Annotated in this window: 24 protein-coding genes and 1 tRNA gene; 14 read left to right on the top strand and 11 right to left on the bottom strand. The window is 44.8% G+C overall.

Going from position 1 to position 22,824, the window contains the following annotated elements; genetic code table 11:
* Positions 1–87: 87 nt before the first annotated feature.
* Positions 88–1,404 (bottom strand): MFS transporter, encoded by a 1,317-nt coding sequence (locus tag LROSL1_RS11180; protein ID WP_178914610.1) that lies wholly within the window; start codon positions 1,402–1,404, stop codon positions 88–90.
* A gap of 174 nt (positions 1,405–1,578) precedes the next feature.
* Here LROSL1_RS11180 and LROSL1_RS11175 point away from each other — a divergent pair, with 174 nt between their 5' ends.
* The 6 genes from LROSL1_RS11175 to LROSL1_RS11150 all read left to right on the top strand — a co-directional run bounded on the left by LROSL1_RS11175 (position 1,579) and on the right by LROSL1_RS11150 (position 7,465).
* Positions 1,579–2,253, top strand: a complete 675-nt coding sequence (locus LROSL1_RS11175; protein ID WP_178914609.1) for a hypothetical protein — start codon at positions 1,579–1,581, stop codon at positions 2,251–2,253.
* A 37-nt stretch (positions 2,254–2,290) separates the two neighbouring features.
* Positions 2,291–2,680, top strand: a complete 390-nt coding sequence (locus LROSL1_RS11170) for an HIT family protein (protein ID WP_017261443.1) — start codon at positions 2,291–2,293, stop codon at positions 2,678–2,680.
* A gap of 153 nt (positions 2,681–2,833) precedes the next feature.
* Positions 2,834–3,706, top strand: a complete 873-nt coding sequence (locus LROSL1_RS11165) for an NAD(P)-dependent oxidoreductase (protein WP_178914608.1) — start codon at positions 2,834–2,836, stop codon at positions 3,704–3,706.
* 142 nt (positions 3,707–3,848) lie between these two features.
* Positions 3,849–4,121 (top strand): hypothetical protein, encoded by a 273-nt coding sequence (locus tag LROSL1_RS11160; protein WP_017261441.1) that lies wholly within the window; start codon positions 3,849–3,851, stop codon positions 4,119–4,121.
* Positions 4,122–4,593: 472 nt separating this feature from the next.
* A complete protein-coding gene (locus LROSL1_RS11155; RefSeq protein ID WP_178914607.1) occupies positions 4,594–5,073 on the top strand; it encodes a MarR family winged helix-turn-helix transcriptional regulator in 480 nt (159 codons plus the stop codon).
* A 67-nt stretch (positions 5,074–5,140) separates the two neighbouring features.
* The gene (locus LROSL1_RS11150) at positions 5,141–7,465 is read left to right on the top strand and encodes a MucBP domain-containing protein (protein ID WP_178914606.1); all 2,325 of its coding nucleotides are present in this window, start codon (positions 5,141–5,143) and stop codon (positions 7,463–7,465) included.
* Between the two features lie 177 nt (positions 7,466–7,642).
* Here the strand turns inward: LROSL1_RS11150 and LROSL1_RS11145 are convergent, their stop codons facing one another.
* The 7 genes from LROSL1_RS11145 to LROSL1_RS11115 form a co-directional block, all read right to left on the bottom strand.
* A complete protein-coding gene (locus LROSL1_RS11145) occupies positions 7,643–8,446 on the bottom strand; it encodes a glycosyltransferase family 2 protein (RefSeq protein WP_178914605.1) in 804 nt (267 codons plus the stop codon).
* 168 nt (positions 8,447–8,614) lie between these two features.
* Positions 8,615–9,400: an ABC transporter ATP-binding protein gene (locus tag LROSL1_RS11140; protein WP_178914962.1), complete on the bottom strand. Its 786-nt coding sequence runs from the start codon at positions 9,398–9,400 to the stop codon at positions 8,615–8,617.
* 19 nt (positions 9,401–9,419) lie between these two features.
* Positions 9,420–10,325 carry an ABC transporter permease gene (locus tag LROSL1_RS11135; protein WP_178914604.1) on the bottom strand — a complete coding sequence of 302 codons (906 nt, stop codon included), beginning with the start codon at positions 10,323–10,325 and terminating at the stop codon, positions 9,420–9,422.
* Positions 10,322–11,317, bottom strand: a complete 996-nt coding sequence (gene trpX, locus LROSL1_RS11130) for a tryptophan ABC transporter substrate-binding protein (RefSeq protein WP_178914603.1) — start codon at positions 11,315–11,317, stop codon at positions 10,322–10,324. Before trpX ends, LROSL1_RS11135 begins: the two co-directional genes overlap by 4 nt.
* Positions 11,318–11,743: 426 nt before the next feature.
* Positions 11,744–12,040, bottom strand: a complete 297-nt coding sequence (locus LROSL1_RS11125) for a helix-turn-helix domain-containing protein (RefSeq protein WP_017261387.1) — start codon at positions 12,038–12,040, stop codon at positions 11,744–11,746.
* Position 12,041: 1 nt separating this feature from the next.
* Positions 12,042–12,383 carry a type II toxin-antitoxin system RelE/ParE family toxin gene (locus tag LROSL1_RS11120; RefSeq protein ID WP_178914961.1) on the bottom strand — a complete coding sequence of 114 codons (342 nt, stop codon included), beginning with the start codon at positions 12,381–12,383 and terminating at the stop codon, positions 12,042–12,044.
* A gap of 890 nt (positions 12,384–13,273) precedes the next feature.
* Complete coding sequence (locus LROSL1_RS11115; RefSeq protein ID WP_178914602.1) at positions 13,274–13,555, bottom strand: type II toxin-antitoxin system RelB/DinJ family antitoxin; 282 nt, start codon at positions 13,553–13,555, stop codon at positions 13,274–13,276.
* Positions 13,556–13,722: 167 nt separating this feature from the next.
* Here LROSL1_RS11115 and LROSL1_RS11110 point away from each other — a divergent pair, with 167 nt between their 5' ends.
* The 5 genes from LROSL1_RS11110 (at position 13,723) to LROSL1_RS11090 (ending at position 18,220) form a co-directional block, all read left to right on the top strand.
* Entirely contained in the window at positions 13,723–14,127 is a 405-nt protein-coding gene (locus tag LROSL1_RS11110; RefSeq protein ID WP_178914601.1) for a fluoride efflux transporter FluC, read from the top strand.
* A complete protein-coding gene (locus LROSL1_RS11105; protein WP_051254427.1) occupies positions 14,120–14,509 on the top strand; it encodes a fluoride efflux transporter FluC in 390 nt (129 codons plus the stop codon). The genes LROSL1_RS11110 and LROSL1_RS11105 overlap by 8 nt, the downstream gene beginning before the upstream one ends.
* An 82-nt stretch (positions 14,510–14,591) precedes the next feature.
* Positions 14,592–15,461 (top strand): DegV family protein, encoded by an 870-nt coding sequence (locus LROSL1_RS11100; protein WP_178914600.1) that lies wholly within the window; start codon positions 14,592–14,594, stop codon positions 15,459–15,461.
* Between the two features lie 264 nt (positions 15,462–15,725).
* Positions 15,726–17,711 (top strand): N-acetylglucosamine-specific PTS transporter subunit IIBC, encoded by a 1,986-nt coding sequence (gene nagE / locus LROSL1_RS11095; RefSeq protein ID WP_178914599.1) that lies wholly within the window; start codon positions 15,726–15,728, stop codon positions 17,709–17,711.
* Positions 17,712–17,803: 92 nt separating this feature from the next.
* The gene (locus LROSL1_RS11090) at positions 17,804–18,220 is read left to right on the top strand and encodes an immunity protein Imm33 domain-containing protein (RefSeq protein WP_017260423.1); all 417 of its coding nucleotides are present in this window, start codon (positions 17,804–17,806) and stop codon (positions 18,218–18,220) included.
* An 81-nt stretch (positions 18,221–18,301) separates the two neighbouring features.
* On the opposite strand, the gene LROSL1_RS11085 is transcribed toward LROSL1_RS11090, so the two are convergent.
* The gene (locus LROSL1_RS11085) at positions 18,302–19,558 is read right to left on the bottom strand and encodes a peptidoglycan bridge formation glycyltransferase FemA/FemB family protein (protein WP_178914598.1); all 1,257 of its coding nucleotides are present in this window, start codon (positions 19,556–19,558) and stop codon (positions 18,302–18,304) included.
* A gap of 100 nt (positions 19,559–19,658) precedes the next feature.
* Between LROSL1_RS11085 and LROSL1_RS11080 the strand changes: the two genes are divergently transcribed.
* Together LROSL1_RS11080 and LROSL1_RS11075 are read left to right on the top strand one after the other, a co-directional pair.
* A tRNA-Lys gene (locus tag LROSL1_RS11080) sits at positions 19,659–19,746 on the top strand.
* A gap of 283 nt (positions 19,747–20,029) precedes the next feature.
* Positions 20,030–20,173, top strand: a complete 144-nt coding sequence (locus LROSL1_RS11075) for a putative holin-like toxin (protein WP_017260425.1) — start codon at positions 20,030–20,032, stop codon at positions 20,171–20,173.
* A 260-nt stretch (positions 20,174–20,433) separates the two neighbouring features.
* Here LROSL1_RS11075 and LROSL1_RS11070 read toward each other — a convergent pair whose 3' ends face one another.
* The gene (locus tag LROSL1_RS11070; protein ID WP_161001849.1) at positions 20,434–20,616 is read right to left on the bottom strand and encodes a hypothetical protein; all 183 of its coding nucleotides are present in this window, start codon (positions 20,614–20,616) and stop codon (positions 20,434–20,436) included.
* A gap of 60 nt (positions 20,617–20,676) precedes the next feature.
* Positions 20,677–21,036 (bottom strand): VOC family protein, encoded by a 360-nt coding sequence (locus tag LROSL1_RS11065; RefSeq protein ID WP_178914597.1) that lies wholly within the window; start codon positions 21,034–21,036, stop codon positions 20,677–20,679.
* Positions 21,037–21,263: 227 nt separating this feature from the next.
* On the opposite strand from LROSL1_RS11065, the gene LROSL1_RS11060 reads away from it, so the two are divergent.
* Complete coding sequence (locus LROSL1_RS11060; RefSeq protein ID WP_017260428.1) at positions 21,264–22,817, top strand: ABC-F family ATP-binding cassette domain-containing protein; 1,554 nt, start codon at positions 21,264–21,266, stop codon at positions 22,815–22,817.
* Positions 22,818–22,824 lie beyond the last annotated feature (7 nt).

Below are 22,824 nucleotides of genomic sequence, written 5' to 3'. Positions count from 1 at the left end.
ATATTTGAGCGTAGCTGCGACGTTCGCGAAAGTTGTTTGAAGTCAGATTCATAATCCTGTTGCACCGTGGTTGCCTAGTATGAAAAATTAAACATGAGCTTCATTGTACCGAGCAGTCGTGGGATCGTTTTTAGTCAAACGACCAGCGCCACGGACTAAGATCAGAATGGTAACAACCAGTGAGCTAATGCCATAAATAATGAGGGATACAGGAATGCTGATAACATTTGCTAATGTCAGGAAGACAAATTGACCAACGGGGGCACCAATCATCATGACAGTGCTTATGACGCCACCGGTAGCTGCCAGGTGATCATCTGGCACAGTGTTAATAATGACTGCGTTGAAGCGTGGATTGATTTTGCCTAGTAAGTAAGCTGTGCCGAAGAAAAGGACCAGCAGAATCCATAGGTTGTGGAGGGTCAACATGTCAATCGCAACTAGTACTAACAGTCCCATTGAGGCTGCCAGGAGGGTGACCATTGACGTGTTTTTAAGCATGTCATTAACGAACACTGCCCCCGCAATAGAACCAACGGAAAAGACGATGTCGAGCAGGGCGATGGTGTAACCGTAGTTGATAAACCAAAAGCTGCTCATGTGGAGAAAAATCAAGTTTGATAATGGATCGATGGCGGTTCCCAGTAGGTTGACGGCCAACCCTGCAACAATCATAAATAATAAGAAAGGGTTTTGCGTAAATTCTTGCATTGCCAATTTGAAACTAGTGCCAAAGCCTTCTTTTGCTTCACTGCTTTCTGCCAAGCGAGACGCTTTAGCGGTCAGAACAGATTTATGAACGTCAGATTCGGCTTGATCATATTGATGACGAGCGATAAAGAAGATTACGCCGGCAACTAAGAATGTGAGTGCGTCAAGTAAGGCGAACAGATCGTACTGATGGTGAAGTGCGACGATTAGTGTGGCACCTAGCGCTGAGGCCCCAATCTGAACCAAACTACCAATGGCGGTGCCGATTGAAGTGGCTTCATTCATGTGTTCTGGCGCGACGATGTGCTTCATAAGTGGCGTGGATAAACTATTGCCGTAATCACCAAGTAGGCGGGCTATGATATCCAATGCCATGATAAAGAAGAAAATACCTTCTTTGGTTGAACGCCCAATCAGTGATGCGATGATCAGAAATAAGATGGTTTGAACAAAATACGAGAACCACATTGCGTGTCGTTTATTAAACGTTCGGTCGGCTAAATATCCGGTAAAGATGTTTGCTAAGGCGGGTATGACCCACGCAATGGAGGCTACAGAAACCGCCAGTGTTTTGAATGGTAGCGAGGCGGCGTAGATTAAAAAGACGATGCTGTATAAACCACTACCAATTTGATCGATGATGCCAACGTTAACGAGCGTTCGGAATGCCCGATTTGTTTTGTATTCATGCATATGAATTCCCTCTTTCGTAGTACTCTCTCTAATTGCTTTAAAGTATAGCGGGGGTTTCAAACGGACTGTTGAAAATTTTCTTATATGATAATTTTAAATTTATAATGCCGTCCTTATGCGATTCTTAACGTTTGCGAAAAGGGCATTTTCAGCAGAATGTGCTAAACTAGCAATATGAAAAATAACAATCAAGAACAACCAATGAGTCGCACGCAACGGTATGATGCCAAGCAACGTGGCTCGATACCGCAATCACCACAACAACCAGTATCACAGGGATTTACTAAGCAAAAAAAGCCCCATGGATTCCTGAGCTTTTTGGTTGGCCTCATCTTTGTGTTAGCCCTGATCGTCCGTTTGACCGTGTTAAGCGGCACCTTTATGGAAGGGGCAATTCAAACACCAACCGTCATCAGTCGGGTGCATGCAGAAATAGCCAGTCAATTGCAAGCTAAAAACTTGCCAACGAGTTTAGCAACAGACGATTTGATAAAAGCCACATTAAAGACTGGTACACGGGAAACGTATGCTGGTGAAAGTTTGGATTTCAACACGGCAGCTATGCGAAGTGCAGTTCGCGATGATGTGAATCAGCAAGCGTCGTCAATTGGATTAGCCGGAACTGCTGCTAGTGATGCTGTCGTCAACTTGATTAGTAGTCAGGTGTTGACCCAAGCTAGTGCTAATTGCCACGACGATACGTTAGAATATTTTGCTGAGCACGTGAAAGGTTATCAACTGTGGACGACGATTATCATCATTATCAGCGGGATTTTGTGGGTTCTGTTGTTGGTCAGCAATCACCGTCGCCGCCGTGCTCGTCGTTTGAGCCGTAAGCACGTTGCCTAAACACACGATGAAAAAAACATTACGGGAGGGGAACACTTTGGAAACAAAGTTTGAAACGTTACCTGGTTGTCCGTTTTGCGAAAAAGCGGATAAGGATATTATTCTGCAAAACGACTTCGCTAAAGCGTTTTGGGATATCAAACCGGTTAATCCGGGTCACACTTTGATTGTGCCACGTCGCCACGTAGAGAATTGGTGGGGATTGACTAAGGATGAGAAAAACGCCATCGATGACCTTGTTGTTCAAATGAAGCAGATTTTGGACGAACGTTACCAACCCGATGCTTATAACATTGGGATGAACCTAGGGGCAGATGCCGGGCAAACGGTGTTTCACGCGCATATTCATTTGATTCCACGTTATTATGGCGATATGAAGGTGCCGGAGGGTGGCGTTCGGAATCTGATTCCACGCAAGTTGAAATAAGTATTCGTTTGAAGTTAAGCATTTTTGATAAGCAATCTACTAAATGAAGTAGGTTGTTTTTCTTTTGAAAAAAGCCGCACGCTGTTGATTGACCTACCCCCGACTTGAGGACGTATACTGTGTCTGTAAACGAACGATGTGAGGAGGACGAATATGAAAATTGGGTTTATTGGGACAGGTGTTATGGGCGGCGCGATTGCAGAGCACCTGCTGGATGCTGGCAATACGCTAACGGTTTACAACCGAACAAAGTCTAAGACTGACAAATTGGTCGCAAAGGGTGCAACATGGGCGTCCAATCCGAAAGCAGTTGCCGAACAAAGTGACGTGATTTTTAGCATGGTGGGGTACCCACAAGATGTTGAGACCATTTATTTTGACGATGACGTGATTTTTGCAGGTGTTAAACCTGGCAGTATTGTTGTGGATATGACGACGAGTACATCGACCCTTGCCAAACGTATCGCGGAGTCAGCGCCAGCGCACCATGTAACAGCACTGGATGCGCCTGTTTCTGGTGGTGATATTGGCGCGCAGAATGCCACTCTGACAATTATGGTGGGTGGTGATCAAGCCACGTTTGATAAAGTACTACCGTTGTTTAACCAGGTTGGTAAGTCTGTCCACCGGTTTGGCGAGGCGGGCGCTGGTCAACATGCTAAAATGGCCAACCAGATTATGATTGCGGGCACAATGACAGGATTGACCGAAATGCTAGTTTACGCCAAGGCGGCAGGGCTAAACTTACCGGACGTGTTGGCAACCTTGAGTGCGGGTGGTGCGGATAATTGGTCGATGGACACGTATGTCCCGCGGATTTTCAAGCATGACTACACGCCTGGTTTCTTTGCGAAACACTTTTTAAAAGATTTGAGAATTGCGCTGGATGAAGCCGATAAAATGCACTTGAACCTGCCAGCAACTGATGCGGCCAAACAGCTTTACGAACAGTTGGTTGATGACCAACATCTGGGTAACGACGGCACGCAAGCGTTGGTCAAACTGTGGTGGGGCGAAGAAGCGTAGTTTTGTACGGAGATTTAAACGTGTTATCTTAACTTACCAACACGTTAACAAGAGCGTAAAATGCGTGAAATGGGACGCGATTCATCTTATTTTTTTGTTTTCGGGTTAAACTGACAGCATCAAAAATAAGAGGGTGACCGTTATGGATAAAGATCCGTTGGAACACTTCGATTACACGCCAGAAACATCCACATCGGAAGAAAAAATGCCTGAGGATCTGCGTTTGTCAGCCCAAATGACGGGCCAACCCAAGCGTCAACGTAAAGGACTGACCACTGCCGCTTTCGTCGTGATCATGACAATTGATGTGATTTTATTGCTATTGTCATTAATCCTGGGCCTGCCAACTATGTTAGCTATTGCTGTTGTCATTGCGATTGTTGATGTGGCGTGGGGAATCTGGTTAATTCGTTAAAGTGAAATATGTATGTTTTGTTGAAACATAACTAAACAATGTTAAAAGACCGCCAAGAAAAAATAACTTTTCTTGGCGGTCTTTTTGTGTCGATTCCTAATATTGACGGGCTTTTTATCACTAATGTCACGACTCTTAGTAAAAATCATGACATATAAAATAATGATTTACTAAATTGTGTACATTGTATCACTTTGCGAAATATAAAGACATAAAACAGTGTTTATACAAAAGGTATAGGTCTAATAAGCGTTGTCACATCATGTGATGACGTTTTTTAATTTCTAAATTTAAAGACGAGCAATGCTTTTGAAAATTACATATTTAAAAATGGAAAGACTAAAACTATTTCGAATTAATAGGAAACCAGTCATGTCAGGCATTTAAGACCCATAAAGTCACTAATATTACTAATTTTAATGATTTTATAAAGCTATTTATTTTCCGGAATATTCTTTGGGGAGATGGGGCTATGAAGGCAAAGCCGGAAGAAGTGGATCGAGTTGCTAAGATATTGGCTGACGATTATCAAACAAATTTCCGGGCGATTGAACAGATGCTAAAAGAGTCAGTTCAAGAATTCGGTGAAGACTGGGGCAGTATTTCATTATTGGCTCAAATCTCGAATGGTCAGCGACAAACAATGTCTGATTTGGCTGAACGTAATCACATCACCAAAGGGGCAATTTCAACCCAAGTTACCGGCATGTTATCTAAAGGGCTAGTTGAAGTTGTTGCGGACTGTGATGATCGACGTCGGCATTACATTCATTTGACGAGTAAAGGTGAGCACTTAATGCAACGTGTCAACGATCACACTCAGTTTGTTGCCCGCGATGTCATTAAAACAATGGGGATGGTTGGTGTCAAACAGCTACATAACGACTTTACAACGTTTACAAGTACGATTGTTAATTCAACCCATTATTACAGCAACGATGAGTCTGAATAAACGATAGAAAAAATATTACTGCACATGATCTAGTGACTCAATTTTTGAAAAATGAGGGGGTATTATTTTGGAAACTAAAACACACTTCAAAATGTACAAAGATGGCAAACAATGGACTACATTGGCGGCGACAGTACTAGCAGTTATTGGAACGGGAACTGCTATTGCAAAAGCGGACGAAGTGCCAAGCGTGGTCACACAGGAAGTTAGTAGTGGAAATGTAGCATCATTAGCCGACTCTCAGGTGACATTGAGTGCGACAAGTCAGGCCACATCCGCTGCATCGAATGTGGCTCCATTAACAAGTAGCGCCGCAACTGATACGTTACTGACAAGTAATTCTTCGGCACCTAAGACGCAGGCAAGCAATAATACAACGACTGAATCTGTGGCCAGCTTTGTTTCGTCTAATTATGATAATAATGATCGAAGTGCTACTGCGTCAGTTGACAAAGCGGCTGTAAGCGTTGCGTCGACGGCTGACAGCACTGATAGTGTAGCTAACGTAGCGCCTACCTCTAATCCTAACAAACAAGTTAACGTTACCAATCTTGGCGACGTTGATGATCATGTTGTAACACAGGCAAAATCATCGGCTGCCAATGTGTATCACCAAACTTCACAACCACAAGAAATTACGCGCGTGGATGCTACGGCGACGCCAGCATCAACTGCGGCAGACACAATAACAAAATACACTGATCCTGCCTATTTTAGTTCTTACACTTGGCTAGATCCTGACCCGACACATTATACGTTTGATCAGATTGCGATTAATGATGGTGGCTTGATTGTGACATCAACCAATCGTAATGGGGATGGAACGGTCTATATTCATGAATTAATGCCGAAAACGTACACGCCTGTTGAAACCTATACGCTAAGTTTGGGTCAGCGCGTCATTTCAAAAAAATACGGATTCGAATACGCAAACCAAGACTACGGCGTCAGTTACTTTAACAAAATGAATTACACGACGTATATGGCTCGGTGGCGGGCTGACGGTACCTACTCTGAGGCAGATCATTATACGTGGGTGCCAAAATTAGTTACGGCGACAACAAACTTTGTTGACGAAACTGGAACGGCCATTAAACCGGCAGTCACATCCCAAGGACTGGCTTGGCAAACATATACGGATACGCCAGCCACGATTAGCGGGTACACGCTTGATCAAACAAAATTGCCGACAAATCAGACAGGTCAGTTAACGTTGTTTGGCAAAGGCTGGACAGGAACAATGGACTATGATGATGGCGTTACCGCCAAGTTCGTTCAATTAACGGATGCTGGGGATATTGATGTGACGATAACGGATGATCATCAATATGCAAAAACGCCAACAACGACACAAGTCTTCCATTTTAAGGCAGGCGACGAAAGTTATCAGTCTTATACTGCATTAGATTGGCGTGGTTGGGAAAAGACGATTTTCCTGAATAATCCTACGTATGGAAAGCTTGCAGTGGTGACCTATGTTTATTCTTCGAACTATGCGATCAGTGCCCGTAAAACAGTCGATGAAACCATTAACTATGTTGACCTGCAAGGAAATGTAGTTGCAGCGCAGAAAAAAGCAACGCCACTCAATTTCCTAACAGTTTACGATTCAGCGACAAAGACGGATGCAATTTATTATTCAACAACAAAATCTGCAGCCGATGCTAAAATTGATCCGGGCACGGGAAAACCAGTAGGAGACGGTTGGCAAACAGGAACTGCTAGCTTTGAAGAAGTTTCAAATCCCACAGTAGCCGGCTATCACGTTATTAGTACAACTGCGCCAAATTCTGATTTGAATCAAACAAGTGCGCAGAGCGTTGATAACAACAGTCAGGATTTAATTTACAACGTGGTCTATGCGAAAAATCCCGCTAAACCACAGGTTGTCCCACCCGTCACACCTCCAGACGAACCGAATCCTGTTCCACAACCAGATGAGACTCCGGGAAACACGCCGACGCCAACGGTCCCGAAGAAGAATAATGTGACGCCTAATACACCAGTTGTATCGACACCCACTGTCGAACAGGAACCATCAGTGCCAGTTAATGAAACACCTCAACAACTGACTACTGAACCTAAACTAGTTCCAAATGCGCAGGGCAATGTGTCACCAGTATTTGGTCCAATCGTTACGCAAAACATTAATTGGTTGGTCCCAACTCAAAAAGTGCAATTGTCCCATGACGTTACGATTGATGCGGTTGCCGCAACACAGCCTCAAAAGAACCGACAACCACAACGTGCGCTCAAGACAACCTTGCCGAGAACTGGTGAGCGTGATGCCTCAACTGCCACTTTGATTGGCGAGAGTCTGTTGGGAATGATTGGATTGAGCGCAGTTGTTGGGGCGTCACGACGGTTCAAACATGGCAAGTCTAAGAACTGACAAGTTCCTGTAGCAATAAAATTTTTTGAAACGATTCAGTGCAACAAAATTGTATGAACGTTACAATTACTAGATTTGATATGATTTATTAACATAGAGTTCGTAAAAAATAATATGCCACCTAACCAGCCGACATCATGTTGTCAGAACGGTTAGGTGGCATGTTCTATTTACAGGTTATTCTTTATTCTTAAATGCGTCGTTCAACGAAGTTCGGTTCGATGCCAACAACTTTTGTAGTGACAAACGTAAATCTGATTCCTGAATCACATCGCTAATTTTATCTAGTGCGGCCATTTCGGAGGCGAACGTCTTGGCAGACAGGTTGTGACTAGCGCTGGTACCGTGGGTGACGTAATGGTACGTTTGGTACGCATCGTACCAGAAGACGTTGGCATCACGAATGTAAGTCACGTTGAATAACTGATCCTCCATAACGGAGAGTTCAGTGTCAAAACGCAATTGGCGTTCGCGAATGATTGCCATGGAATAGCACTTGTTCCACAGAAAGCCACGAATGTCGCCACCCGGTTTGATGATGTCTTGCAACATTTCGCCTTGGGTGAGGTGACGAGACAGTGGTTTGTTGACGGTGGCTTTGATCAAACCGCCGTCGGCAAAGTACCCACAACATGCCAATTCCGCTTTTTGCTCAGTCATATTAGTAACAAAGTGACTGATATAATCGGGTTCACACCAATCATCACTGTCAACGAAACAGACGTAATCACCATTGGCCTCGTCTAAGCCACGGTTGCGGGCTGCTGACACACCCTGATTTTCCGGCTGGTGAAGTGCACGCACGCGGCCATCGGCGGAAGCCCAAAAGTCAGCGTAAGTGCCAGATTCATCGGGGGATGCATCATCGACCAGCAAAATTTCCATGTTTTCGTATGTTTGCCTGCACAGACTGGCAACACAGCGATCGAGGTAATCGACCGCTTTATAAACGGGCACGATGATGGTGACAAGTGGTTGCATTTGTTCAGCTCCTTAGTTTAATTCTCGCAGATTAATCAGCGAAATTCGTGTGATAACTTGCTTCTAGGATACACGAATTTACACCAGACGATAAGCACTAGGCATTCAATGTTCAAAAAAGCTACGATGAAATTTTTCACTTTCATCGTAGCTTTTATTTGTGATGTTTTATAAATCCTCAAAAAAGTTGAATAACTGTTCCCGCGTAAGCTGTTTCTTTTCCTCGCCACGAACGTCAAACGTAATCTTACCGGCGTTCAGAACGATCAGACGGTCACCGTATTTCAAGGCGTCCTCCAACCGGTGGGTGATCATCAGGCAGGTGAGGTGATCGGCGGCAATTCTATCGTTAGTCGCCGTCATGAGTTGTTGGGACGTTTTGGGGTCCAGTGCTGCGGTATGTTCATCCAGCAACAGTAGTTCCGGTTTACTCTCAACGGCCATCAAGAAGCTAAGCGCCTGCCGTTGTCCACCAGAAAGGCTGCCAGTTGCTGTGTTCAAACGATTTTCCAGATTGTTATTCATGGTTGAAGCCATGGTTTTGTATTCATCGAGATGCTTGCGCAAGCCTCGTGGCACGAGTCCACGGCGTTGCCCACGTTTGCTAGCTAACAGAAGGTTTTCGGCGACGGTCATCCGCGGTGCGGTCCCTAGTTTAGGGTCCTGGAACACCCGTGCTAGAAAACGCGTGCGTTGTTCTTCACTCTCACGTTTGATTGACTTGCCATGCAGTAAGACATCACCTTCGTCAGCGTTCAAATTGCCGCCGATAACGTTGAATAGGGTGGATTTACCGGCCCCGTTAGAGCCCAAGACGGTAATGAAATCGCCGGGGTAAACGGTCAGGTTCAGGCCGTTTAAAATCTTCGTTTCGTTAGCAGTGTGTGCGTTAACCACTGTGGAGACGTCTTTTAATTCCAATAGTGGTGTTTTGGTTGCTGTATCAGCGTTCATCGTTTCATTAGCAGTTTCATTAGTTGTTGCGTTCATCGCGAACACTCCTTTCAATCAGGCGGTCAAAGTGGAAGAACTTGCGGAACCGTGGCAACAACAGGCAAATGGCCAAGATAATGGCGGATAGCAAGTTGAGGTCGTTGGCCGAGAAGTTTAACTGGAGGACGATCAGTAACACGAAGCGGTAGAGGATACTGCCTAGTGTGACCGCGACCAAACGTTGTGTGAGGGAAAGGTCACCGAACGCTACTTCACCAATAATGATGGAAGCTAATGCGATAACGATGATCCCGATGCCCATGTTAACGTCTGCGTACCCATTGTTTTGGGCAACTAAGGCGCCGCCCATCGCAATCATGCCGTTTGAAATCATCAATCCCATAATCGTCATGCGGTCTGTTTTGATCCCGATGGACCGTGCCATGGTCGGATTGTCACCGGTCGCGATGAACGCTTGACCAAGGTTAGTGTTCAGGAAGAAGACAAGGAGCAGAGTGACAACGATGATGACCACTAAACCGACGAAGACACTGTCGAAATATTGTGGTAGTGAAGCTAAAAAGTCGTTTTTAAATAGGGAGGACTTACCGAGCAAACTGAGGTTGGCGCGGCCCATAATCCGCAGGTTAACGGAATAGGCGGCCGTCATGACCAAAATCCCGGCTAACAAAATCGGAATGCGGCCCTTTGTGTAAAGTAATCCCGTAATTAAACCGGCGACCATCCCAACTAGAAACGTACAAAGGGTCGCCAACAGGGGATTCATGCCACGGTAGATAAGGGCGACGGCTGTTGCGGCGCCTAGTGGAAAGGTGCCTTCAACGGTCATATCAGGGAAGTCGAGAATTCTAAAGGTAAGAAAGAGGCCAAGCCCCAGGACGGCCCATAGTAGGCCCTGTCCGATAGCTGATGTGATTAAACTCATTTGAATAGTTCCCCTTTCTGTTGTGCTTCTTTGATGTAGGACTTTGGAATGGTGATGCCCAATTGCTTGGCTGTTTTAAGGTTGATGGTTAAGTCGCCGTGACGGACGTACTTGATTGGCGTCGTCGCTGGCTTTGACTTATGTTTCAGAATTGATGCAGTCATGTCACCAGTCAAACGGCCTAACTTGTATTGGTTAATGGCGTAAGTAGCAAGGCCACCTTGTTTAACCATCGTGTCAGCCGCTGGGAAGACCGGAATCTTCTTCGCATTGGTGTTGGCAACCAGTGTTTGCATGGCGCTGGCAATCGTGTTGTCGGTTGGAACATAAACGGCATCAACCTGGCCGGCCATGGTCTGTGAGACTTGGTTTAAATCATTGGTGTTAGAGATGGAGTACACCTTGAGCGTGATGTTCTCCTTTTTGCACAGTGCTTTAAACTGCTTGTACTGCGCGGTGGCTGAATCATCGCTGGAAGTATAGATAATGCCAAGTGTTTTCAAGTTTTGTGTCAGTTTTTTGATCAAACCGAGTTGTTGTTTCAGTGGAGCTTGATCCGAGACACCAGTGATGTTGCCACCGGGGCGCTTATTGTTGGCAACCAACTTAGCCCCCTTAGGATCGGTAACGGCACCCAAGACAATTGGCGTCTTCTTAGTGGCATTGGCCAAGGCCTGTGCAGAAGGAGTCGCGATCCCAACCGCGGCGTTGACGTGTTCGTGAACAAACCGGGCGCTCATGGATTGCAGGTTACTTTGATCACCCTCGGCATTTTGAAAGTCGATGTGAATCGTTTTGCCGGGGATGTACCCGTGAGCCTTTAAGCTATCATCAATTCCGTGATTGATGGCGTCCAGCGCAGGGTGGGTAAGTAACTGTAATACCCCGACTGTGGGTACTTTTTGTTGGGCCGCTTGTTCTTTACTTTCCTGGAAGTAGGCGACACCGAGAAAAACTAGAATAATGGCAATGAGACCATACATGCGTTTCATAGAAATAACTCCCTTTTCAAACAGAATGTGGTGCTAGCTAGATAGTGACTGACTTTGATGTGAAAGATGTTAGACTTCAACCCCGAAATTGTTCACGCTCGGATACAAAAAGGGCAGTTCGCAATAATTGCGAGCTGCCCTAAAAAATAAAAACACCGAGCCCGCACAGGTTTTATAAAATCCGTGCGCTCTCGGTGATGAATTCACATCAAAGTTAGTCGGCACAGATACAATCGAAGTGATCTGACTTCAGATTGCATCCATGCAAGATGGTGGTTAAGCAATCTGATTACCGGCTTTGCCAAGTATTCAATTGGTTCTTAACGTTTTGACTCATCGCAACTAACTCCTTTTCTTAAGCTGTCTTTATGAAATTAGTGTAGAGGAACAGTAAAACTGTGTCAATAAGTTTTTTGAGAAAAGTTCTCATTTTTGATAGGCGAGGGGCGAATTGCTGTTTTTACCAAGGCTTCGCAGAACTTGTTCCATGATTTCCATACTTTCGTCACTAGGAATCATTTGACCTTGTTCGATTTGAATAATGACCTTTTTAGAAACGCCAGATTTTTTAGCAAGTTGGCGGCGGCTTAATCTCATTTGGTTCCGTAAGTCATAGATTTCAACGGCAGCATTGTTACGCTTTTGAGCCTCTTCAAATAGTCTTTTTTTTGCAGGTTCTTTCAAATCCTCATCAATAAGAGAATCAATTGACTTGAGCTCCATTTTAATCTTTTCCTTTCGTATAGCTGTTGCGGATACTTTTTGCCCGTTTTATTTCTCGACGTGGTGTTTTTTGAGTTTTCTTGGTAAAACCACTTACAATAATGTATTGAGATTTGGTGAGGTAAAAATAGAGTGCCCGTTGTGAATTAAACTTAGTCCTGATTCGAATTTCATATAAATTCTGTCCAATTTTTTTAACCCATTTCTTCGAAATCGACACCTGCAGACCGATGCTTTCAATTTGCGTGATTTTCGATAAAATTTCCATTCGATCTCTGGAATTCAATGTGTCTAAAAATGTTCGAAATTCAGGTGACAAGTCAAAGTGTACTGAATTTTTCATTTGTATCGTAGCATGTGAAACACTAGCATTCAACTCCTTTATCTCGTCTTAAAACGCCCGCCACTAAACGTTTTTGCGACTGTTCCTTTAAAAAATGGAAAAAAAGGCAATACCCGAAAAATGGGTACTGCCTTAACATACGTAAATGATAGTCGAAATGTTTATTACATGCTGAAAGATAAACGAGTCAATTAGTGTTCCGATTCAAGTCACTGGCCATCAATTAAGTCAGTGAGATTAATTTCTATGTGATATTTTTTAACGTCTTCCTTAATTACATCGGCGACAGTTATGTTATTTGTAAATTGGCTAATTGCCCAAGACTGTAGAAGGTAATTCTTCGTATTAATAGAGTTCCAGCCTTCTGTAAAACCATGATTTTCACCGATTATGGTAGTTAATGGCTCGACAAAAGACAGAGTCTCGAATTTGCGAGCAATTTTAAGGGCTCTAAGACTATACTTGGCATCGCTATTTACGGTCGTTCATTTGACATACAGAAGTTAAAAATAGATTCAAAACTAAAATAGTGTGCTATGAGTCCCAATATCAATTAGAAATGTAACATTCTGCGAACGCGCGTAAATCAGTAAGTGATCGCCATTGTGTCCATCAAAGTGTAGATCGAGGCCTTTGATTTCAATATCATGCGATAACTGTAAATTTAGACGGTGTTTAATAATTTGACGTTGTTCAGTAGATAAGGTTATGGAGTGGGAGTAAAAATAAGCGGATATTGGAGCATCGTCGAAAAACAATCCAATATGTATTGCCAAGGTGATCGATTCTCACTTGGCACGATCCTCAGTGGTTGTTGAAATATAGGACGCCACCGAGGATCTTTTTTAACTTTTTTAAATTGCGATTTGAAATGAGAAGTTCGAATGACATCACTCATCGTTTAATTCACGCTCCAATTCTTGGCGTGAATGTGCAACTGGAAGTGGTTTGCTTCCATTCAAATCATCGGCCATTTCTAACAAGGAGCTCATCACTTGTTTATTTGGAATACCGAAATCTTCTGGCAACTGCCCCTCTGCAACACTGGTAACCATAGTCCGAATGAATTGTGACATTGTAATTCCTCTGGCCTGTAATACAGCATTAGCTTTGTCACGAACGGACGGAACAACTCTAGCTTGGACCTTAACTTCTTTGGTTGCTACGCTCATTGCATACACCTTCCTTCATGTGGTGAAATTATTGTATGCCAATTGTATGCCATTTTTCAACAATCTTGTACTGAGTTTTTATACTTTTTCTTGTGTATATGGGCTTGCTAAAATACTTAGATATCAGTAATCTGAAATGATATTCGAATTAAAGGAATGAGTGCGATATGTACAAACGAATCCTAGCAGTTGCCGGATTTGCGTTTATTGGTGGCGCCTTACGCGAAATGCTAGAACTGTGGTGGCCGTTTTCAACGAATTGGTTCGGCACCACCATTTGTATCAACATTGTCGGGGCATTCTTGCTCGCCATGATCAACTTTTGGGTGGCAAACCGGTTTGCGTTGCCTAGCCAGATTATCTTAGGGCTCGGGACTGGCATGATTGGTGCCTTTACGACGTTTTCGAGTTTTTCGTTGGAAATCGTGAAACTGCTCGACGCTGGTCAGATGATGATCCCGATTGTTTATGTCCTCCTTTCCATTGGTGGCGGAGTGTTCGCCGCGTGGAGTGGTCAGCGCCTGGCAGATCGATTGCTAGGCGACCGAATGGACGGTGATGATAATGTTTAGCTGGATTTTAGTAGCACTGGCTGGTGGCGGTGCGGCGATTGGTGCGACAGGGCGATATCTTGTCATGCAACTGTCCCAACTAATTTCACACTGGCGCCTGGAACACAGCGGTCGCGTGCCCTCACGATTTCCGTGGCCGACATTTATCATCAATGTCAGTGGCAGTTTCATGTTGGGCTGGGTGATGAGCGGTGGTTTAAGCACTGGCATAAAGGTTCTTGTTGGTGCTGGGGTGCTTGGCGGCTTCACCACGTTTTCGACGATGGCTAATGAAATTGTCTTGTTAGCTCACGACCAGCGTTTGAAACTGGCCGTTTGGTACGGTTTGCTTTCGCTTATCTGCGGCGTGTTGGTAGCAGTGATTGGCGTGAAATTGAATTAACACCTGACAACTACTTGGAAGACTTGAAAAACTGAATTGCAGTATACTAAAGATAATACTTCGTGCAAAGTTGGGAGAAACAATGAAAATTGCAGTTCTAACGGATAGTTCGGCTTATATCAGTCAGACCGATCTCGACCGTTATCACATTTATGTTATTAATGACCCAGTGTTGTTTGGTAACCATGTTTATCACGAAAACGTGGATCTGGATTCGGCCAAGTTCTATGCGATGTTGAAAACGGAACATGTCACACCGACGACGTCACAGGCTTCGAATGGTGAAGTTCAGCGTGTGCTGGATCAAGTGGTGGCTGACGGTTATGACACGGCCATTATCGTTGGTCTATCCAGCGGTATCTCGGGCTTTATCTCAAATGTAGAGGCGTATGCGCCAACAGTTAAAAACATTGATGTGCATGTGTGGGATTCACGGATCGCCTGCTCCGGCGCCGGGAATCAGGTGCTACTGGCTGCTGCATTGGCTGAAAAAGGGCTTAGCGTCTCTCAGATCTTTTCACGGCTGGCAAAGTTACGTGAAACGACAAAGGTGATGTTTGTGGTGAACGACATGCGCCACTTGATGCGCACTGGGCGAATTTCCAACGGGCAGTCGCTGATTGGAACCATGTTGCAGATCAAACCGATGCTGGCCTTCACACCAGAAGGTAAGATTGTGGCGACCGGCCGCGAACGGCAAATGAAGCGTGCCTTTCAGACGATTCGGACGAATTTTAAGCAAATCGTGGCTGATGCAGGCTATCCAATGCGTGTCAGCATCGTGGATGCGAATAATCCTGAACTGAAGGCACAGTGGCTGACAACGGCTAAAGATGAGTTCCCCGAAGTGACGTTTGAAAGTAGTATTATTGGGCCATTGATTGGGGTCCACACCGGTGAAAAAGCGATGGGATTCATTTACGCGCGTGACTGGCGGACACTGGTTGATTAGAGTTGTCGATGAAAATTGAAAAAGTGATTGTAGTAACGTGAAAAGCGTAATTGGTATGCTGTCTTGAAGGAATGAAAGCAAAATTGGATTGAAAGAAAAAGTTGAAAAAGTTTTCGTTGTTGAAAACAATTGGTACAGTTGAAGTTTGAAGAATGGTATAGGTCAATGCAGGCGCTTGAACGTTTGCATATCAATTCTGTAAATGTAAACTATTCACATTGGTATAAAACAGATATACAGAATTGATATGGGAGTGCGATGAACATGAAGGATTACTTTCAGCGAATTGGTCGGTCATTGATGTTGCCGGTCGCCACGCTGCCCGCTGCGGCGCTATTGATTGGGATTGGGAACTGGATCGGCGGTAAAACAACTGTCGGTGTGTTCTTGGTTAACGGTGGAACCGCAATTTTGGATAATTTGGCGTTGCTGTTTGCGATTGGTCTGGCGCTAGGCATGTCGGAACGACAAGATGGCGCGGCCGCAGTGGCTGGATTGGTCGCCTACATTGTGCCAGATTATATGTTAAACCCAACACAATTGGCGACATTACTACACATGAAGGTGGGCGCTGTAAATCCAGCGTTTACAGCAATTCACAATAATGTGTTGATTGGAATTATTGCAGGACTAATCGCCGCTGCACTTTATAATCGGTTCCATGAAACTAAGTTGCAAATGGCCTTATCCTTCTTCTCAGGCAAACGGTGTGTTCCGATTCTGGCTGCCGTAACAATGCTGGTTGTGACGCTGGTGATGCTGTTTGTATGGCCAGCCGTTTATGGCGCACTCGTGTTGTTTGGGACATCGATTGCTAAGCTTGGCTGGGTCGGTGCCGGATTGTATGGTTTCTTCAATCGGTTACTGATTCCAACGGGGCTACACCATGCGCTGAACGCTGTATTCTGGTTTAACGTTGCTGGTATCAACGACATGGGTAAGTGGCTCGCAGGTACTGGTGTTAAAGGGGTAACCGGAATGTACATGGCAGGGTTCTTCCCTGTCATGATGTTCGGCCTGCCAGCCGGTGCTTACGCAATTTATCGGAATGCTAAACCACAGAACAAAAAGAAGACTGGTTCGTTGATGTTGGCGGGGGCGTTTGCTTCCTTCTTCACTGGTGTCAGTGAACCATTAGAATTTTCGTTTATGTTTGTCGCTTGGCCGCTGTATGTGCTGCACGCTATTTTCACCGGGCTATCCTTGGCGTTTGCGGCGGCAATGCACTGGACCGCTGGCTTTTCCTTTAGCGCAGGATTCGTGGATTTCTTGTTGAGCACACGGATGCCGCTAGCGCATCTGCCATTGATGTTGCTGGTCCAAGGCATTGTGATGGCCGGCATTTACTACTTTGGTTTTGATTTTGCGATTAAACGCTTTGATTTAAAGACGCCAGGCCGTGAAGACGACGTTGCGTTGGCTGATGATGACACAGCTGATGTTGCTGGTGCCACAGACGATAAGTACTTACGTCAAGGCCGCCGCATCTGGGCAGCTGTTGGCGGTAAAGATAATATTCAACAGATGGGTAATTGTACGACGCGGTTACGCTGGAAGTTAAACGACACTGGCAAGATTGATCAGCCGGCGATTAAAGCTGCTGGGGTGCCAGCGGTTAATGTGTTGGACAAACACAATGTGCAGATTATCGTCGGCACTGAGGTTCAGTTTGTTGAAGACGCGCTGGAATCCATCTATCGCGGTGAAGTGCCAGCGGTTGCGACGGCCGGTGTGGATGAGACCGCCGGTAACGCTGTCGATGTGTTTACACCAACGGATGACGCAGAGACGACCACGACAACGTTTGCGGCAGTTGCGACGGGCCGGTTGGTCAAATTGAGCGATGTGGCGGATGATACGTTTGCTGGCAAGGTACTGGGTGACGGGTACGCCGTTGAGCCAAGTGCAAACACAATTGTTAGTCCGGTGGCTGGCAAACTGACGATGGTCTTCCCAACTAAGCATGCGTTTGGTGTTACGACGGCTAGCGGTCTGGAGATTCTGGTTCACGTAGGCATCAACACCGTTGAACTGGATGGCAAACCATTTGAAGTGTTGGCAACGGTCGGTGATGAATTAACAGCGGGACAGCCTGTCTTGGACGCAGATATTCAAGCCATTCGGGATGCTGGCAAACACGCTACGACAATGGTCGTCGTGACCAATATGGATCACGTTGACGACGTTCAGGTAGATGCTGTGAAGAATGTCGACGCTGGTGATGACGTGGCTGTCGTTAAGGGTCACTAAACTGTCATTTGAAAGTCACTGTAACTTTGCTTGTGGAATGCGTATACTGGTGGAAAGAGTAATGTCGAAACGCATTTTTAGGGGGAAGTCACGTGGCAGATAATGAACATGATATTGTTGCGAAACCATTGAAAAACGCAGGTGCCAGCTTGGTATCCAACACGATTTTACAGGGCAAGGGACCGCTGAAGTATGCGATTCGTGAAGACGCTGTCGCAGATGCGGATAACGGCTGGCGATTCTTTGCGGAGAATGACACAGATCCGTTGAGTACGGAGATGACACCGATTGATTTCAACCTGATTTTACAGATGCAACCAGCGGTGTTTGGCATCTACGAATACCCAGCAGGTAGCACCCTGCAACTCGTCGTGTCACCAGATGGCGCCGCACAGTGGTGGGATAATGATTTGGAACACCCTGTTAAAGTGCGGGCCCCAAAGGCGGAAGAGTTGGCGGATGATGCGCCGGATGACGACAACTCTGACGCTGCAAATGAAACAAAATAATGCAAAAAAGCCACCAGTCACAGTGTTTCGCTAAGATACTTGCGAAATTAATTGTGATTGGTGACTTTTTATTTTGCGGTATTAGTCTCGACCAAGAACGTGTTGCAGGGTAGTGATGCACTTATATAACACTGGTCGAACAGGTCGCTCAAAAACGCCGACTGTTTCAAAGGTTGACCCGTCAAATCCTTGTTTGAAACGCAGAACGCCATCGTGACCGTCGAAGGTACCGGTAACGTTGTAGAAATTATAGTTTGTGATGTGTTTTTGCACACCCAGGGTCAACATGTGATCTTGAATCACATAGGGTGCTAAGAAAATCTTGAAATCTTCATTGGTAAAGCTAAAGTCATACGCAATTTCTTGAGGTTGGATGATAAACATTGCGCCTGCGGGTACCGCAACGTCACCATATTGCGCACGTAAGTCCTCGGCAATTTTGATGTGTTTTTCATGTGGTGCGATTTGTTTTTCAAACTGAGCTTTTTTAGTTTTATGCGACTTACTGTCAGGGTACTCAACGAGGGCCGCGTCTTCCTTGGCAATATTTTCATGGATCTTCCGAATGGTGTCTTGCTGTTCCCGAATGAAGTCAGGCAAATTTAGTTCGGCAAAGATGAATTTAATGTTGTCACCATATGTCTTATAACATTTTTGATAGAAATCTAGCGGCTTGTCCTTAAATCCACGTCGTTTGGCAGTTGCCGTCGTGTACTTTTGAAATTGACCAAGTTCGTCATAACCAATCTGACGAAGTTTGACACCATATGCAGGAGCCTTCTTTAAAGCTGATTTAACGGGCTTGCGGTATGACTTGCGTAACGTTTCTTCCGTAAGGTCGCTAAGCGGTTTAATGAATTGGTAGCCCAGCGAGATTTTAGAAAAGTGACCATCGTCTCCGACTGGTGTAACCGGCGTGTAAGAGAAGCCGGCTGCTTTTAAGTCTGGCACCGTGTTTTCATGCATCTGCTTAACGACATGACCATCATCGGCGAATTGCTTAACAAATTCTCTGGGTAGCCAGCGCAGCAAAAGTCCCTTTTTTGCCTTACAGTACGCAGTCATTTGATCGGCAAAGAAGCTAACTAACGCTTTGTCATCATAATCCATTAATGGGCCAGCGGTTACTTCGAATAAGTAGCCTACGCGTAATTTTCGTTGACTGTACATTGCCGCAGCGATGAGCGTGCCATCATCGTTTGTAACGCCCACAAAACCAGTTTCCGCGCCTCGCTCAGACAAAACTTCCGCTTGATACTTTGTTTGATAAAAAGTTCCCTGTGGATGCTTTGCCTCAAATTTCATGAATTCATCTGCTGATACCTGTTTGAACTGCATTGTAATCCCCCGTGGTTCTTTATATGTTCATTTACTTTACCATTATATGCTAAAAAGTTTTGCAACAATAATAATATTGTGATAAGTTATTAACTGTTGTGGAGAGTTACTCAAGTCTGGTTGAAGAGAAATGTTCTTTTGAATGTTAGGTCACTCGTGGCGCGGGGGTTCAAATCCTTCACTCTCCTTATATAGTAAAAGCATCAAGACATTTTAGTCTTGATGCTTTTTTGTAAACAGAGAAGAAAAGCGATTCGATTAGGTGTTAAGCGGATAATGAGCCATTTGAGTAGACCATTTTAAAGAATGTTTTATTTGAACCGCTTATTAGTCGAAATGCGTTTAAACGTGCAAATGCAAAGATATTAATAGACAAAAACTGTCGCAACTCCATTAGCGGTCCGGTACTAATTAAACTTAGTTGAGGTTTAAAAGAGAGGCGGTTTGTTTTCAGATTTGAGGTGATGCTCTATGGCTGACCTAGCATACGAAATTCTACTCGGAAAGAAAATGGTTATGCATCAAAAGGATACATTGACGCTGATGTTAGCAGCTGCTACGTTTGTGGTACTGCTGATAGGCTTGATTATCCAAATCATTGCGTTACTTATGTAATGATGGCGCAAAAAAAAGCCCTCGGAAACTTTGACCAGTCAGACAGGGCTTAATTTGTGCTATTTGAATTAAACTTCGAAAACGGGCCACCGCTCTTAAAGCGGCAACTGAGGGGCTATCGGTGTACCAGCACCGGTAGCCTTTTTTCTACACACATATTTTACCACAAAGGATTACTTTAGGAATCGTAATAACATTCAAACACGAATCAAAGCTGTCGGTCTGACGATGACGATTAACATAACAGCTATCAGTCAAACTTACTTTTGGTGATCTTCAGCCCACTTACCGTGGCGAATGCTAATGGCCATGTAAAGTACAAAAGCAATTGTGGTTGCACGAGCTAGCATACGACCACCCTTACTGCGGGTATTGAAATCATATCCCCAACCGAAGCGGCGTGGTTTGAACAAACGATGGTAATCGTGTTTAACTGGTTTCATAAATACGTTCCTCCTTATCGCGAGTGACGAACAATGAACAGCAACTTTACTAACTCAATTCTACTTGGCGCGCTCCAAAATTTCGATTAAATTGCCTTCAAAATCGTTAATATAAATGGCTTGAAGATCGCGATTCGGTGTCGGTCCAGCGATAATGGGTACCCAGTAATTTTGTAAGTGACTGACAACATCCTTGATCCGGTCATGGGCGTGAAGAATGAAATCTGGCTGGGCAACATCCTTGTGGGCTTCATGTTTGGGTACAGTAATGAAAGTCAGTGGTTTGCCAGCTACCGTGACCGTTTCAGTGCCGTCAGGTAGGACATCATCAGGCATGTCGAAGACCTCGTGATAAAAACGCCAAGCACGTTGTGGATCGCTAACGTTAATTTGATACTGACTGATGGTGCGCACATTCATGGCGGAAGCCTCCCAATAATTATTCTATGTCGATTGTAGCATACGCCACGTTGGTAAAAGCCCTCACGAGTGTGTTATATTATTAAATACTGTATATATGAAGAAGACTGTGTCAAACGGTTGCTAGATGAAATTAAAAGCGCAATTTAAAGGGCCGGGATGGACATTTTGGACATGCCGGTTTTCTATCGGACACAGCACGACTAAGGGAAAAAGAGAGTAACGAAATGAGTTTGTTAGAAGTATCTGGTTTATCGATGAGCTTCGCCGATAAAAACCTATATGAAGATGCCAGCTTTCAATTAGAGAAAGGTGAACATCTCGGGATTGTCGGGCAGAATGGTGCCGGTAAATCAACATTGATTAAGATTTTAACGGGTACGGTATTACCTGTCGAAGGTAGCATTAAGTGGCAAAAAAATATTCGTATTGGTTACTTGGATCAGTACGCTGACATTCCAGAAGGGATGACGCTGATTCAATTTTTGCATACGGCTTATGCTGATTTGTACGCCATGGATGAGCAAATGCAGAAGTACTACGCAGATTATGCGGAATCCATGGATGACAAGTTGCTGGAAAAGGCTGGGCGAATTCAAGACGAACTGGCAGCACGTAATTTTTACGAAGTTGAAACTGAAATTGAACGGGTCATCAGTGGTTTAGGGCTGAACGAAATCGGCAAGGACCACGTGGTTTCAGAAATGTCTGGTGGGCAACGGTCAAAGATTATTTTGGCTAAGTTGTTGCTGGAAAATCCCGATGTCATTCTGTTGGATGAACCGACTAACTACTTGGATGTGTCGCACATTCAGTGGTTGGAAGATTATCTGAATGGCTTTGAAGGTGCCGCGATGGTCATTTCACATGACTATGACTTCTTGGAAGCTGTGACAAACGCCATCTGTGACGTTTCGTTTGGTCAGATCACAAAGTATCGTGGTAGTTTCAAAAAAGCCATGAAGCAGAAGGAAGAGAAGCGTGAGGCGCAAGAAAAGGCTTACGAGAAACAGCGTGTCGTGATTGAAAAGAACGAAAAGCTGATTTCTAAGTTTAAGGCTGGTTCACACTCTAACTTGGCCAAATCGCGTGAGAAGATGCTGAAACATATGGATCGGATCGATCCACCGTCAGATGCATTGCAGGCACGATTTGACTTTCCATATTTGGACACAGGTTCGCAAAACGCATTGGTGGTTCGTAAAATCTCTGTTGGGTATGAGCATCCACTGTTAGCACCTGTGACGTTTACGTTGGGTACTGGTCAGAAGATTGCGTTTGCCGGGTTCAATGGGGTCGGTAAATCGACTTTGATCAAGTCCATTCTTGGTCAGCTAAAACCATTGTCTGGTGAAGCCGAGTTCTCACCATCTGCCAAGGTGAACTATTTTAGCCAGGATCTGGTGTGGGACGACGATAGCAAGACACCTTTGCAAATCATTCAGGATGAATTCCCGACGATGCTGCCGAAAACGATTCGGACTAAACTTGGTGCGGCTGGGATTAACGCAGCTAACGTCATGAAGCCGATGAACCTGCTTTCTGGTGGTGAACAAACGAAGGTCAAGTTGGCTGTCATGGAATTGACGCCATCAAACTTCCTAATCATGGATGAACCGACCAACCATTTGGATGATGAAACCAAGCATGCCTTGGCTGATGCCCTGAACAAGTTCCGGGGCAATCTGATTATGGTTAGTCATGAGGAAGGCTTTTACGACGACTGGATTGATGAAGTACTGAACGTTGAAAAGCTGAGTTTACGGAAGTCAGATAAGTAGATAGGAG

The organism is Furfurilactobacillus rossiae (assembly GCF_013394005.1).
Lineage (GTDB): Bacteria > Bacillota > Bacilli > Lactobacillales > Lactobacillaceae > Furfurilactobacillus > Furfurilactobacillus rossiae.
The sequence above is the reverse complement of the archived record's forward strand: the minus strand, read 5'-3'. Positions and strand labels throughout refer to the sequence as shown.

What these genes read in the sequence shown, in the direction of transcription:
- LROSL1_RS11180 (WP_178914610.1), bottom strand. Translation starts at nt 1,404, where the DNA reads ATGCATGAATACAAAACAAATCGGGCATTCCGAACGCTCGTTAACGTT.
- LROSL1_RS11175 (WP_178914609.1), top strand. Translation starts at nt 1,579, where the DNA reads ATGAAAAATAACAATCAAGAACAACCAATGAGTCGCACGCAACGGTAT.
- LROSL1_RS11165 (WP_178914608.1), top strand. Translation starts at nt 2,834, where the DNA reads ATGAAAATTGGGTTTATTGGGACAGGTGTTATGGGCGGCGCGATTGCA.
- LROSL1_RS11160 (WP_017261441.1), top strand. Translation starts at nt 3,849, where the DNA reads ATGGATAAAGATCCGTTGGAACACTTCGATTACACGCCAGAAACATCC.
- LROSL1_RS11155 (WP_178914607.1), top strand. Translation starts at nt 4,594, where the DNA reads ATGAAGGCAAAGCCGGAAGAAGTGGATCGAGTTGCTAAGATATTGGCT.
- LROSL1_RS11145 (WP_178914605.1), bottom strand. Translation starts at nt 8,446, where the DNA reads ATGCAACCACTTGTCACCATCATCGTGCCCGTTTATAAAGCGGTCGAT.
- LROSL1_RS11140 (WP_178914962.1), bottom strand. Translation starts at nt 9,400, where the DNA reads ATGAACGCTGATACAGCAACCAAAACACCACTATTGGAATTAAAAGAC.
- LROSL1_RS11135 (WP_178914604.1), bottom strand. Translation starts at nt 10,325, where the DNA reads ATGAGTTTAATCACATCAGCTATCGGACAGGGCCTACTATGGGCCGTC.
- trpX (WP_178914603.1), bottom strand. Translation starts at nt 11,317, where the DNA reads ATGAAACGCATGTATGGTCTCATTGCCATTATTCTAGTTTTTCTCGGT.
- LROSL1_RS11125 (WP_017261387.1), bottom strand. Translation starts at nt 12,040, where the DNA reads ATGGAGCTCAAGTCAATTGATTCTCTTATTGATGAGGATTTGAAAGAA.
- LROSL1_RS11120 (WP_178914961.1), bottom strand. Translation starts at nt 12,383, where the DNA reads ATGAAAAATTCAGTACACTTTGACTTGTCACCTGAATTTCGAACATTT.
- LROSL1_RS11115 (WP_178914602.1), bottom strand. Translation starts at nt 13,555, where the DNA reads ATGAGCGTAGCAACCAAAGAAGTTAAGGTCCAAGCTAGAGTTGTTCCG.
- LROSL1_RS11110 (WP_178914601.1), top strand. Translation starts at nt 13,723, where the DNA reads ATGTACAAACGAATCCTAGCAGTTGCCGGATTTGCGTTTATTGGTGGC.
- LROSL1_RS11105 (WP_051254427.1), top strand. Translation starts at nt 14,120, where the DNA reads ATGTTTAGCTGGATTTTAGTAGCACTGGCTGGTGGCGGTGCGGCGATT.
- LROSL1_RS11100 (WP_178914600.1), top strand. Translation starts at nt 14,592, where the DNA reads ATGAAAATTGCAGTTCTAACGGATAGTTCGGCTTATATCAGTCAGACC.
- nagE (WP_178914599.1), top strand. Translation starts at nt 15,726, where the DNA reads ATGAAGGATTACTTTCAGCGAATTGGTCGGTCATTGATGTTGCCGGTC.
- LROSL1_RS11085 (WP_178914598.1), bottom strand. Translation starts at nt 19,558, where the DNA reads ATGCAGTTCAAACAGGTATCAGCAGATGAATTCATGAAATTTGAGGCA.
- LROSL1_RS11075 (WP_017260425.1), top strand. Translation starts at nt 20,030, where the DNA reads ATGGCTGACCTAGCATACGAAATTCTACTCGGAAAGAAAATGGTTATG.
- LROSL1_RS11070 (WP_161001849.1), bottom strand. Translation starts at nt 20,616, where the DNA reads ATGAAACCAGTTAAACACGATTACCATCGTTTGTTCAAACCACGCCGC.
- LROSL1_RS11065 (WP_178914597.1), bottom strand. Translation starts at nt 21,036, where the DNA reads ATGAATGTGCGCACCATCAGTCAGTATCAAATTAACGTTAGCGATCCA.
- LROSL1_RS11060 (WP_017260428.1), top strand. Translation starts at nt 21,264, where the DNA reads ATGAGTTTGTTAGAAGTATCTGGTTTATCGATGAGCTTCGCCGATAAA.